This is a genomic window from Mesorhizobium sp. WSM4820, assembly GCF_055811075.1.
Genome location: NZ_JBVVQN010000024.1, coordinates 1 through 11,785 on the forward strand (window position 1 = coordinate 1; position 11,785 = coordinate 11,785).

The window sequence follows — 11,785 nt, forward strand, 5'->3', positions numbered from 1 at the left end:
TCTTCGCCATTGAGCTTGACTTCGGTGCCCGACCACTTGCCGAACAGGATGCGATCGCCGGCCTTGACGTCCAGCGGGACGAGCTTGCCGGCTTCGTCGCGGGCGCCGGAACCAACGGCGATGATCTCGCCTTCCTGCGGCTTTTCCTTCGCCGTGTCGGGAATGATGATCCCGCCGGCAGTCTTGGATTCGGATTCAACCCGGCGTACGACCACGCGGTCATGAAGCGGGCGGAACTTCGACTTTGCCATTTTTTATTCCTCGGTGAGAATGGTGAGAATAGTTCCTCCGTCCGGCGGCGCCGGACAAACCTATAAGCCCGGCGGCGCCGGACCTACGCTTAGCACTCACCAATGGCGAGTGCTAACGTGGCGTTGAGATAATCCGGTGGCTGGCGAGAGTCAAGGCGCTGAGTGAGCTGATCGCCAGCCGCAGCCTGCTTCGAACTGATAATTGACTAAGTCAACTAAATGGTTGATCTTGTGCGGGCAGGAGGATGCCATGACGATTCATCATCAACCCGGCAGGGAGCGGATCGATGCAGTGCGGGGCTTTAACCGCTTCTACACCCGCCAGATCGGGTTGCTCGACGAAGGGCTGCTGAAAAGCGCCTTCTCGCTGACCGAGGCCCGGGTGCTCTATGAACTGGCGCATCGCGATGGCCTGACCGCCACCGATCTTGCGCGCGATCTCGGTCTCGACCCCGGCTATCTCAGCCGGTTGCTGAAAAAGTTCGAGGAGCGTGGCCTGGTCGAGCGCGCCGCTACGCAAGCCGATGCTCGGCGCTCGTCGATTGCGCTGACGCCGGCGGGAAGAGCGGCGTTCGCGCCGCTGAACCAGGGTTCGCACGATCAGGTCGCGGCCCTGCTCGACCGGCTTTCCGCACCGGAACAGGACAGGCTGGTCAAGGCGATGCAGACGGTGCAGCGCCTGCTGGGCGAGAGTGCAGAGCCCAGGGTCCCTTACATGCTGCGGTCTTTGCAGGTCGGCGACATCGGCTGGATCATCCATCGCCAAGGCCTGCTCTATGCGCAGGAATATGGCTGGGACGAAACTTATGAGGCGCTGGTCGCCGAAATCCTCGGCGCTTTCGTCAAATCCTACGATCCGAAATGGGAACGCAGCTGGATCGCCGAGCGGGAAGGGGAAGTCGTCGGCTCGGTCTTTCTCGTGCGCCAGTCGGACGCGGTGGCGAAGCTGCGCCTGCTCTATGTCGAGCCCTCGGCGCGCGGTCTCGGCATCGGCAGTCGGCTGGTCGAGGAATGCATCGGCTTTGCCCGTGCCAAGGGCTACAAGAAATTGACGCTGTGGACCAACGACGTGCTCACCTCAGCGCGCCGCATCTACGAGGCGGCCGGGTTCAAGCTGGCCAATCAGGAACGCCACCACGCCTTCGGCAAGGATCTGGTCGGCCAGAACTGGAACCTGGAGCTGTAGCATTTTTCCCTTCTCCCCTTGTGGGAGAAGGTGGATCGGCGCGCAGCGCCGAGACGGATGAGGGGTGTTGGCCGGAGTGCTGTTAGTGCCAAGCTGGAGCACCCCTCATCCGACCTCGCTTCGCGAGGCCACCTTCTCCCACAAGGGGAGAAGGCAAGACAAGGCGGCCATTCTCACCCTTTGACCGGTATCCAGATTTCCAGCCCGCCATTGCCGCTGCGCGGATCGAATTCGGGGCCGTAGCGCTCGAATTCGGGCGCGTCGGCAATCTTGTGCCCGGAGGCCGGCAGCCATTTGTTCCAGATCGTGTTGACCGTGCGGCGGATGGTCGAGATGTGGTCGCGATGGGCGAACACGGCGTATTTCTGCGCCGGCACGCGTACGCGCGAAAACCCCTTCGGCAGGTCCGAAAAATCGGACACCTCAACGCCGGCGATATAGTCGAAATTGCCTGCATCGTCGCCGTTGACGCAGACGCCATAGGCGATGTCGCCGACCTCGCCTGGAATGTTGCCGACATAGGGGCCGAACCTTTGCCACTGCATCGGAATGCCGGCGCTGGTTTCGCAGCTGTAGCGCTCGCCGAGACCGGCGATGAGGAACGGCCGGCTGGTTTCGAAACGCGGCGGCTCGAGATTGGTGAGGAAGGATTGGTCCATCAGGATCGGCTCCACGAGATCGAGGTTTTTGAGCGAGCCTTGCGCGCGCACCAGTTCCGGCGTGGTGCCGAACTGGTCGCGGAAGGCACGGGTGAAAGCCTCATGCGAGGCATAGCCGGCGTCGAGCGCGACCGAGAGGATGTCCGGTGCGCCGGCGGCGAGCCTGCGCGCCGCCTCGGTCAGCCGGCGAGAACGCAGGTAGCCCATCACCGAACGTCCGGTCGCCGCACCGAAAGCCCGCGTCACGTGAAAGCGCGACACGCCGCTGCTGTTGGCGACATCGTCGAGCGAGAGGGCCTCCGGCAGATGGCTTTCGACGAACCACAGCGCTTTCTCGGTCGGGTTCATATGGCTCCTTGCTGTGGGACTGCGCATCGGCCAGGTCATGGTATCGCTTCTTGGTGGAGGCAGTTTGATCGAAATTGCGCACCGCGCAATGCGACGCTGGTCGGCAAGTCGAAGGCGTTGGGCGAAGGGCTTGACGGGAGCAGGCGTTGTCTTTTAAGTAGTAATGTTATTACATTACGAGATTCGGTATGCTCGTTCTGACAAGACCATTGCTCGCGGGGCACTCCGGAACCCGGAAATTTATTGCGCTGGGATTGGCGGAAAACTAGGGTGGCTGACTGATGGTCCCCAAGCCGAAAGGCGAGGGGTGAAAAGGGAACACGGTGAGATCTTCGGATCGAGGCCGTGGCTGCCCCCGCAACTGTAAGCGGCGAGCAAAATCCGAAACGCCACTGGCCAAGGCTGGGAAGGCAGGATGGCGCAAGGACCCGCGAGCCAGGAGACCTGCCATCGCACGAGTTGACCGGACGGGGTGTGCCGGGAGGAGACGTGGACATCGGTCTTGTCGGCCGGTCCAGCTTCCTTCCGTCGCCATTGAGAAAGTGACGGTAAGTTGGACGCCTGCCAGCCTCTTCTTGAAGCGCGTGAACTGAGCGCCACGGCGAATGGCCAGCGCCTGGTCAGTGCGGTCAGCCTTTCGGTCGCGGCGGGAGACCGCCTCGCCATCATCGGTCCCAACGGCGCCGGCAAGACGACGCTGCTGCGCATGCTATGCGGCACGCTGCGTCCGAGCGCGGGAGATGTGAGATTTTCCGGACGCCGGCTGGAGACGTTTCCGGCCGCCGAGCGGGCGCTGCACATGGCGGTCGTCGGCCAGACCGATCAGCCCGATCCGCGGCTTGCCGTGATCGACTACGTCGGACTTGGGCGGGTCCCGCATGCCGGCTGGCGACGCAGGAGCGAGCAACGCGACATCGTCGTCGAAGCGCTTCGCAGAACTGGCCTGCTGCCGCTGCTCGGCCGCACGATCGGCTCGCTGTCGGGTGGTGAGCGGCAACGCGCCCAGCTGGCGCGCGCCATCGCCCAGGAGCCGAAAATCCTGTTCCTCGATGAACCGACCAATCATCTCGATCCGCGCGCCCGCAGCGAACTCCTCGAACTTGTATCGCAGCTTGGCATGACCGTCGTGGCGGTGCTGCATGATCTGTCGCTGGTCACGCCATTTGCCACCAGGGTCGCGGTGATGAACGAGGCCCGCCTGCAGGCACTCGCCGGTCCGCGCGAGGCGCTGACCAAGCAGTTGATCCGCGAGATTTTCGGCGTCGAGGTGCTTCGGCTGCGCCATCCCACCGAAGACCGCGAACTCACGGTGTTCGAAGTCCCGAACCGTGCCTCTTCTGATCTAACCAAGGAGCAACACCCGTGAAACGCCTCGCATTGCCTTTTGCCTCTCTGCTGCTTGCCCAGGCCGCCTTCGCTTTCCCGGTAACAGTCGACAGCTGCGGCACACCGCTGACGTTCGACGCCGCACCGAAGCGCGCCGTCATCCAGGATATGAACATGGCCGAGATGGCCTTCGCGCTGGGGCTTCAACCGTCGATCGTCGGTCTGACCGGCATCACCGGATGGTACAAGGTCGGTCCGGAATTCAAGGCCGGGCAGGGCGCGATTCCGGAACTCGCGCCGAAATACCCGACGCTCGAAAACCTGGTAGCGGTCGAGCCCGATTTCTTCTTCGCCGGCTGGTATTACGGCATGAAGCCGGGCGGCGAGGTAACGCCAGATACGCTGGCGCCGCACGGCATCAAGACGCTGGTGCTGACGGAAAGCTGCGTCCATCTCGACAACAACCGCCCCGCCGCCTCGATGGACCTGCTCTACGGCGACATCGAAAAGCTGGGCAGGATTTTCGGCAAGGAAGCCAAGGCGGAAATACTTGTTTCAGGCTGGAAAGCGCAACTCGCCGATATCACGGCAAAGGTCGGCGACCGCGAGCGGACGCGGGTGTTTCTCTACGACTCCGGCGAAGACAAACCCTTCACATCAGGCAAGTTCGCGATCCCCAGCGCCATGATCGCCGCTGCCGGCGGCGACAACATCATGGCCGACATGCAGACGAGCTGGGGCAACACGGACTGGGAAACGGTCGCTTCCCGCAATCCGCAGTTCCTGATCCTGCTCGACTATCAGGACGGCGGCGGTTACAGGAAACTGCTCGACTTCCTCAAAGTCCATCCGGCAATGAAGGAGACCGATGCGGTCAGGAACGAGCGCTTCGTCGCGCTGCGCTATGCCGAATTGACCCCCGGACCCGCCAACATCGAGGCGATCGGCAAGATCGCCAGCGCGATGCACCCGGAAGCCTTCTGAGCTTGCGCCACAGGGCGTTCGAATTGGCCATGGCAGCAGGAGTGGCAGCAATCGCCGCTCTTGCTCTGCTGTCGATCGCCTATGGATCGACAGTCATAGCGTTGAGCGACGTGGTTGCTGCGCTCGGACATGCGGCCGGGCTGGATGGAGACCTCGTGCCCGGCTCAGTCGGCAATATCCCGGTCGCCAAGATCCCAGTTGCCAAGATTGTCGTCGATCTCAGGCTGCCGCGCACCATCATGGCGATCTGTGTCGGCGCCGGGCTGGGCGTCATCGGCGCGCTGCTGCAGACGGTAACCCGAAACGACCTCGCCGATCCGTTCCTGTTCGGCCTTTCCTCCGGTGCGGCGGCGGGTGCTGTTTCCGTCATCACCATTTTTGGCGACCGGTTCGGCATCTGGACGTTGCCGGTTGCCGCCTTCACCGGCGGCATATTGGCCGCCGGCATCGTGCTTTTGCTGGTTTCGCGGGTGAGGGGGCAAGGCCCCGAACGGCTGATACTGGCCGGGCTTGCCGTCTCGTTCATGTTCATCGCCCTGACCAACTATCTCGTCTTCGCCGGAGACCAGCGCGCCGCTAACTCGGTATTGTTCTGGACGATGGGCGGGCTCGGCCTGGCGCGATGGGACAATGTCGGGCTGGCTGCTCTTGGCGCGGGCACCATTCTTGCTTATGGCCTGTGGAACCATCGCAAGCTCGACGCCTTCCTGGCCGGCGAGAATGCTGCCGAAAGTCTTGGGGTGCCGGTTGTGCGGATGCGCAGGACGGCGTTTCTCGTCGCTGCCTTCTCGACGGCGATCCTGGTCTCGGTCGCAGGTGTCATCGGTTTCGTCGGGCTGATGATCCCGCATCTGTCCCGGCCCCTGGCCGGCCCGTTGCATCTGCGCCTGATTGCAAGCTGCGCCCTCTTCGGAGCGGTGCTGCTGCTGGCAAGCGACCTTCTGGCGCGCACGCTGCTGCCGCCGCAGGAACTGCCGATCGGCATCATCACCAGTTCGGTCGGCGCTTTCTTCGTGGTCACCATGCTCATTCGCAATCGTTCATGATGGGCTGCCATGCACACTTGCCGGCTTCTGGCACAATGCCGAGTCTTTGGACTGACCTCTTGGACCGGCGCAGCGCGCCGAACCGCCTGTCAAGATTTTCACCGGCAGGATCGGCCATCATGTGCGATGGGCCTGCACGAGATTGGCTCCCCCTTCTCCCCTTGTGGGAGAAGGTGGCCGCCCACGGGTCTTGCCTCCGGCAAGCCCGAGGACAGGCGCCGCGGCCGGATGAGGGGTGCTCCAGCTTGGAACCGACAGCACAGCACCCCTCAACCGTCTCGGCGCTGCGCGCCGATCCACCTTCTCCCACAACAAGGGGAGAAGGCAAGAACTGCGCCATGCCCCGGTCGGCATCGACCCGGTTCACACGCCATTAGTATATCTGGACCACTATGCGGTCGCTTAGCTTGCAGCGAGCTTTCCTTGCTTTGCGCCAGGCGCCGAACCGGAGGAACTGTGGTTGGTCACGAAACCATCGAGGCAAGCCGCCCAGGCGCCCGAACCGACCGAGCATGCCACGCTGGCGAAACTGGCGGGCTCCTCGTACGAGACGCTCGAGCGCGAACTCAGGGCTACGATCGCAACACTCGAGCAGCAGGCGCTGCGATTCGAGACGGCGATCGACAACATCTCGCAAGGCATCTGCTTTTTCGACGCCGCTGAACGGCTGATCCTGTGCAACCGCCGCTATGCGGAAATTTACCGCATCGCGCCCGAACACTTGCGCCCCGGCCGGACGCTGGGCGAAATCGTCGAACGCCGCATCGCTGCCGGGACATCCGCGATGGCCAGCGACGCTTATCTCGCATTCGCCCGGGCGGTCAATTCGGGCACGACCTTGAGAAACTGGACCGCCAATCTCACCGACGGCCGGACAATTCAGATCTGCCATCAGCCGATGCCTGACGGCGGATGGGTGGCCACGCATGAGGACATAACGGAGCTCACCGCCAATCGCCTGATCGTCGACGAGCGCATCTCGCTGCAAACGCTGATCGACTGGGTGCCCGACTACCTGTGGGTGAAGGACACCGAAAGCCGCTTCGTCGTCGCCAACAGGGCCATTGCTTCCGACAGCGGCAAGGCCAAAACCAGTGACATGATCGGTTTGACCGATTCCGATCTTCATGCCCCCGACCTTGCGCAAAAGTTTCGCGCCATCGAGCAAGGCGTGCTGCGCAGCGGACAGCCGATGATCGATGAGGAAGAGTTCGTTGTCGATGCGTCAGGCGCCGGCAAATGGTTTTCGTCGACGAAGGTGCCGTTGCGCAATGTTCAAAACGATATCTTCGGTCTGGTCGGCATCGCCCACGACATCACCGCCCGCAAGCAGGCGGACACCCTTCGAGATGGGCAGGCGAAGATACTGGAAATGATCGCGACGAGCGCCCCGCTCGAAGATGTGCTCGACTGCCTCATGCGCCTCGCCGAGTCTCAGTTGACGGGGATATTCGGTTCCGTCCTGTTGCTCGACAAGGATGGCAGCCACTTGCGGCACGGCGCCGCGCCGAGCTTGGCAAAGGCCTATACGAGCGCCATCGACGGGATCGCCGTCGGCCCCAAAATGGGATCCTGCGGAACCGCCGCCTACCGGCGCGAGCCGGTCATTGTCGCGGATATCATGCACGACCCGCTTTGGCACGATCACTGCGACCTGGCGGCGGCCTATGGCTACCGTTCGTGCTGGTCGACCCCGATCCTGTCGCACCAGGGCGCTGTGCTGGGCGCCTTTGCCATGTATTCGACGACCGTGCGCGAGCCGACCGCAGCCGAGACCCGGCTCATCGATTTCACGACGCGTATTGCCGGGATCGCCATCGAGCGCAAGCTGGCCGAAGATCGGATCCACTTCATGGCCAACCATGATGTGCTGACCGGACTGCCCAATCGCGCTCTGCTCGAGGACCGGCTTTCGCAGGCGATCCTCTACGCGCAGCGATACGATCGCTGGGTGACGGTGGTGTTCATCGATCTGGACAATTTCAAACTCGTCAACGACACGCTTGGCCACAATGCCGGGGACGAGCTGTTGAAGACCGTAGCCGGCCGTATCGTCGAGCGCGTCAGGGCGACCGATACGGTCGTGCGGCTTGGTGGCGACGAATTCGTCGTCGTTCTGTTCGATCAACCGACGAATGTCGATCTCATCTCCGAGACCCTGCAAGCAATTCGGGCGGCGATTGCAGAGCCGGTTCAGCTCGGAGCACATCGGCTGAGGGCGACGGCCAGTATCGGCATCGCCAGCTACCCCAAGGATGGGACCAACCCCGACACGCTGCTGGCCAATGCCGATGCGGCCATGTATCGCGCCAAGGAATTCGGCCGCGACAATTTCCAGTTCTACGCTCCCGAATTCAACACCAGAGCGCATGAGAAATTCGTGCTTCAGGAGGACTTGCGTAACGCCTGGCCCGTTCGGAATTCACGCTGTTCTACCAGCCGCAAGTCGATCTTCGGTCGGGCCACGTCTTTGCCGTCGAAGCATTAATACGCTGGAATCATCCGACGCGGGGCATGTTGGCACCGACCGCCTTCATTCCGACGGCCGAGGAGACAAGTCTGATCGTGCCGATCGGCGATTGGGTCCTGCACGAGGCCTGTCGGCAGAACAAGGCATGGCAGGATGCCGGCCTGCCGCCGATGACCGTCTGCGTGAATGTGTCGACGCGGCAATTCAGGGAAAAGAACCTGATCGGCCGCGTCGCCGATGCCCTGAAAGTCAGCGGTCTGGAGGCCAGATATCTCGAGCTGGAGGTGACCGAAAGCCTGATCATGCAGGATATCGACCTGGCGGTCGCAACGATGAATCATCTGCAAAACCTGGGCGTTCAGATCTCGATCGACGATTTCGGAACAGGCTACTCCAGCCTCAGTGCGCTCAAGACCTTTCCAGTGGCGCGGCTGAAAATCGACAAGTCGTTCATCAACGATATCGCTGCTGACGAAAACGACCAGGCTGTCGCCAGCGCCGTAATATCATTGGGTCAAAATCTGAATCTGAGGGTCATTGCCGAGGGCGTCGAGACGGACGATCAGGTGGCCTTCCTGCGCAAGAACAACTGCGATGAAATGCAGGGCTATCATTTCAGCGAACCGGTTTCGGCCCCCGACATCGAGAAAATGCTCAGTGGCGAACCCATGGATTGACGGGTCGACCACGATCTCCTCAGCCAAGGCGGCATTGCCGCCAGCGCGGATTGGCCTGTGCTCGCGTTGCTATTTGCCCAGGACAAGGCTCCAGTAACGCCGCGAGCTGTCGCGGCCGTCCCGCACATAGGCCAGGCCGAAGCGGGTGAAGCGCGGGTCGAGCATGTTGCGGCGGTGGCCGGCCGAATGCATCCAGATGTCGAACAGTTTCTGCTGATCGAAACGGCCCTCGGCGATGTTTTCGGCGGCAGCACCGGCAATGCCGTTGCCCTTGACGCGCAAAGCAAATCCCTTGCCCCAGCCGGTCGAGTGGGTCATGCGGCCGCCGCGCGCCATATAGCCGGACTGCTGCAGGGCTGCCTGTTCGAGCTGACGGTCGGGAACAAGCGGTTCGAGGCCGGCTGAGGCGCGGATGCCCGCCAGCGTGTCGACGGCGGAGGCGGAGACCCCGGCGCCTTCGCCGGTGGGCAGCACAGTGGCGCAAGCGGCAAGCCCGGCCAGTGCGGCAACGCCGGCAGCTCTAAGCAGCATTCGCCTGTTTGGCGTCGGGCGCATTTCGTCAGGGCGGGGTTCTAGGGATGGTTGATTGGCGGTGTCGGTGAGCGTCATGCCTGCCTGACATAGCGGCAATAGTGGCTTTTGCCGGGCAGGCGTTCAGAAATCCCGCTCGCTTCCTACGTAGGATTACTTAGGCGAAGCACCTGAATTTCCGGAAGCAGACTGAGGCCGTAAATATCGGGACAGGCAAGGACGCATAGCAATTGGCTTCCGACCTGTGCCGACTATGCCCGCCTCCACGGTAGCGGGCGCCGATCAACATCCCGGAGATCCGACATGCCTCCCGAAGTCCGCGCAGCGAACCAACCGACAAGCGTTCCGTTCAAACGCACTGTCCTTCAATGGCCGCTCCTGCTGCTTGCAGCCGCCGCGCTGGTCGCGGCGTCCAGCCCGGCGGCGGCGCACGTCAAATGGTTCGCGCCCTATATCGTCGATGCTTCGCCTCAGCCGATCGCTGCGACGCTGACCAACACATGGTTCTGGACGGGGATCGCGTTGGTTTTGGCATTCTTTCTGTCCGCAATCGCGATCGAGCGCCGCTCGCTCGGCCAGAACGTCCTTGCTGCAATGGACCGTGTGACCGCCCCTGTCGCGTTCCGGGCCGACGATTTCATGCGCGCCGCGACCGCGGCGTTCTTCGTCGCCATCTTCGCGGTCGGCGGGGTCTATCTCACCCCGGATCTGCAGACGCCGTCCGAACTGGTGTCCTGGGCGCAGCTGGCGGTCGCCGCGGGCATCTTCTCGCGCCGGACCATGCCGTTTTCGGCCGCCGGCATCATCGCGCTATGGTTGATCGCGCTGCGCGATTATGACTTTTTCCACCTGCTCGACTATCTCGCCCTCGGCGTCGGCGTGGCCGGCTATCTCCTGCTCGCATCCCTGGACGACCGGCGCTGGCGCGAAAAGCGGTTCGCGGTGCTCTTCTGGGGGGTGGCCATTGCTTTGATGTGGTCGAGCCTCGAGAAATTCGCCTATCCGGAGTGGTTCTACCCGCTGGTCGTAGAGAAGCCGTTCCTGACCTTCGGCATGCCGCGCGACGTGTTCATCCCGATGGCCGGCGTGGCCGAGTTCACGCTCGGCTTCGGGCTGATATGGAGCCCGCTGGTGCGGCGCCTCTCGGCGATCTCGCTGCTCGTCATCTTCACGACTGCGGTATACCCTTTCGGGCGCATCGACCTCATCGGCCACGCCATGATCATGGCTGCCCTGGTCCTGATCGCCGTCGATCCCGTCCGCAAGGATGCCGCCCAGGCCACCACCGCTCCGCTTCGCACGCGGCGCATGGTCGCCGTGCCCGCAGCCCTGTCCGTGGCGCTCGTGGCGGTCGCCTCCGGCTACTGGGGTCTCCACTCCGCATTCTACGGCATCGAGGCGAACGCGACCGCAAGGAACACCTCCACCCACTCCTACAGCGCCGAGCATCCGCACGGTCCCGGCACTGCGAAGGCGGTGCAGCCAGCAACCCACAGCCATTGAGACGCGGAGGACGGCCATTGGGTCGTCCTCCCTCTCCCGAAAGGAACGACGATGAGCTTTCTCAGATTGCTCCTGCAGCTTTTCCTCTACCCCGGAACCCTCGTACTGCAGAAGTGCGAGATCAGCATCGAAGATGATGGCGGGCTGTTCCGGTCTTTCATCAACATGCTGGTCTGGGGCACGGTCACGCTCGGTGTCGCGCTTCTCATTTTATGACCAGCCAGTTATGACCAGCCAGGCTCAGGCCTTCAGATGTTTTGGATAAAAACATGGACGACCGCACGAATTCGATCGCAAGCCGCGAACATCCGGTGAAGGCACTGGCGATGGCCCGCGCCGGCCGTCTGGCGGCAGTTTCCGAAGAGGCGGTCGAGCGCCTCGTCCACTGTTTTTACGCCAAAATACGCGGTGACGGGGAACTCGGCCCGGTATTCGAGGCGGCCATCGCGCCGGAGCAATGGAGCGCACACCTGGCAACGATGTGCGACTTCTGGTCCTCCCTCATGCTGGCGACGGGGCGCTACAAGAGCAATCCGCTGGCCGTTCATATGCGGGTGAAAGGAATCACGCCCGAGCTTTTCGAGCGATGGCTGGAACTGTTCGGCGAGACTGTCGACGAAATCTTCGAGGAGCGCGTCGGCGCCACATTCCGTGCCAAGGCGGAGCGCATCGCCCAGAGCTTCCAGATCGGTCTGTTCTACAGGCCTGAGATGGATCGCCCGAAGACGGCCTGAGGCGAGACCCGTTCGCGGCTGCCAATGTGCACCTAGATGCATGTCGCGCAAAAGTGTGCAGCGGTTTTGC

Annotated in this window: 12 protein-coding genes and 1 riboswitch; of the genes, 9 read left to right on the forward strand and 3 right to left on the reverse strand. The window is 62.7% G+C overall.

Annotation, left to right across the window (positions count from 1 at the left end; all coding sequences use genetic code 11):
* On the reverse strand, positions 1-251 hold a 251-nt coding region (locus AC0L2R_RS28820), incomplete at its 3' end, for a co-chaperone GroES (RefSeq protein ID WP_473512915.1).
* Positions 252-501: 250 nt separating this feature from the next.
* Here AC0L2R_RS28820 and AC0L2R_RS28825 point away from each other — a divergent pair.
* Entirely contained in the window at positions 502-1,437 is a 936-nt protein-coding gene (locus AC0L2R_RS28825; RefSeq protein ID WP_473512916.1) for a bifunctional helix-turn-helix transcriptional regulator/GNAT family N-acetyltransferase, read from the forward strand.
* A gap of 173 nt (positions 1,438-1,610) precedes the next feature.
* Here the strand turns inward: AC0L2R_RS28825 and AC0L2R_RS28830 are convergent, their stop codons facing one another.
* Positions 1,611-2,444 carry an AraC family transcriptional regulator gene (locus tag AC0L2R_RS28830; RefSeq protein WP_473513022.1) on the reverse strand — a complete coding sequence of 278 codons (834 nt, stop codon included), beginning with the start codon at positions 2,442-2,444 and terminating at the stop codon, positions 1,611-1,613.
* A gap of 265 nt (positions 2,445-2,709) precedes the next feature.
* A riboswitch (cobalamin riboswitch) is annotated at positions 2,710-2,910 on the forward strand.
* An 87-nt stretch (positions 2,911-2,997) separates the two neighbouring features.
* Here AC0L2R_RS28830 and AC0L2R_RS28835 point away from each other — a divergent pair.
* The 5 genes from AC0L2R_RS28835 to AC0L2R_RS28855 all read left to right on the forward strand — a co-directional run bounded on the left by AC0L2R_RS28835 (position 2,998) and on the right by AC0L2R_RS28855 (position 8,947).
* Positions 2,998-3,810: an ABC transporter ATP-binding protein gene (locus AC0L2R_RS28835; RefSeq protein WP_473512917.1), complete on the forward strand. Its 813-nt coding sequence runs from the start codon at positions 2,998-3,000 to the stop codon at positions 3,808-3,810.
* Entirely contained in the window at positions 3,807-4,754 is a 948-nt protein-coding gene (locus AC0L2R_RS28840; protein ID WP_473512918.1) for an ABC transporter substrate-binding protein, read from the forward strand. Before AC0L2R_RS28835 ends, AC0L2R_RS28840 begins: the two co-directional genes overlap by 4 nt.
* Positions 4,755-4,783: 29 nt before the next feature.
* Positions 4,784-5,800, forward strand: a complete 1,017-nt coding sequence (locus AC0L2R_RS28845) for a FecCD family ABC transporter permease (protein WP_473512919.1) — start codon at positions 4,784-4,786, stop codon at positions 5,798-5,800.
* A gap of 460 nt (positions 5,801-6,260) precedes the next feature.
* The gene (locus tag AC0L2R_RS28850; RefSeq protein ID WP_473512920.1) at positions 6,261-8,288 is read left to right on the forward strand and encodes a diguanylate cyclase domain-containing protein; all 2,028 of its coding nucleotides are present in this window, start codon (positions 6,261-6,263) and stop codon (positions 8,286-8,288) included.
* On the forward strand, positions 8,228-8,947 hold the full coding sequence (locus tag AC0L2R_RS28855; RefSeq protein WP_473513024.1) for a putative bifunctional diguanylate cyclase/phosphodiesterase: 720 nt from the start codon (positions 8,228-8,230) through the stop codon (positions 8,945-8,947). The genes AC0L2R_RS28850 and AC0L2R_RS28855 overlap by 61 nt, the downstream gene beginning before the upstream one ends.
* 69 nt (positions 8,948-9,016) lie before the next feature.
* Here AC0L2R_RS28855 and AC0L2R_RS28860 read toward each other — a convergent pair whose 3' ends face one another.
* Positions 9,017-9,502: a CAP domain-containing protein gene (locus AC0L2R_RS28860; RefSeq protein ID WP_473513026.1), complete on the reverse strand. Its 486-nt coding sequence runs from the start codon at positions 9,500-9,502 to the stop codon at positions 9,017-9,019.
* A gap of 279 nt (positions 9,503-9,781) precedes the next feature.
* On the opposite strand from AC0L2R_RS28860, the gene AC0L2R_RS28865 reads away from it, so the two are divergent.
* Genes AC0L2R_RS28865 through AC0L2R_RS28875 form a run of 3 tightly spaced genes read left to right on the forward strand, consistent with a single transcriptional unit; the run spans position 9,782 to position 11,715 of the window.
* Positions 9,782-10,981 (forward strand): hypothetical protein, encoded by a 1,200-nt coding sequence (locus AC0L2R_RS28865; RefSeq protein WP_473512921.1) that lies wholly within the window; start codon positions 9,782-9,784, stop codon positions 10,979-10,981.
* A 51-nt stretch (positions 10,982-11,032) separates the two neighbouring features.
* Positions 11,033-11,197: a hypothetical protein gene (locus tag AC0L2R_RS28870; RefSeq protein ID WP_473512922.1), complete on the forward strand. Its 165-nt coding sequence runs from the start codon at positions 11,033-11,035 to the stop codon at positions 11,195-11,197.
* A 53-nt stretch (positions 11,198-11,250) separates the two neighbouring features.
* Positions 11,251-11,715, forward strand: coding sequence for a group III truncated hemoglobin (locus AC0L2R_RS28875; protein ID WP_473512923.1), 465 nt, complete (start codon positions 11,251-11,253; stop codon positions 11,713-11,715).
* Positions 11,716-11,785 lie beyond the last annotated feature (70 nt).

What these genes read in the sequence shown, in the direction of transcription:
- AC0L2R_RS28875 (WP_473512923.1), top strand. Translation starts at nt 11,251, where the DNA reads ATGGACGACCGCACGAATTCGATCGCAAGCCGCGAACATCCGGTGAAG.
- AC0L2R_RS28870 (WP_473512922.1), top strand. Translation starts at nt 11,033, where the DNA reads ATGAGCTTTCTCAGATTGCTCCTGCAGCTTTTCCTCTACCCCGGAACC.
- AC0L2R_RS28860 (WP_473513026.1), bottom strand. Translation starts at nt 9,502, where the DNA reads ATGCGCCCGACGCCAAACAGGCGAATGCTGCTTAGAGCTGCCGGCGTT.
- AC0L2R_RS28830 (WP_473513022.1), bottom strand. Translation starts at nt 2,444, where the DNA reads ATGAACCCGACCGAGAAAGCGCTGTGGTTCGTCGAAAGCCATCTGCCG.
- AC0L2R_RS28865 (WP_473512921.1), top strand. Translation starts at nt 9,782, where the DNA reads ATGCCTCCCGAAGTCCGCGCAGCGAACCAACCGACAAGCGTTCCGTTC.
- AC0L2R_RS28845 (WP_473512919.1), top strand. Translation starts at nt 4,784, where the DNA reads ATGGCAGCAGGAGTGGCAGCAATCGCCGCTCTTGCTCTGCTGTCGATC.
- AC0L2R_RS28825 (WP_473512916.1), top strand. Translation starts at nt 502, where the DNA reads ATGACGATTCATCATCAACCCGGCAGGGAGCGGATCGATGCAGTGCGG.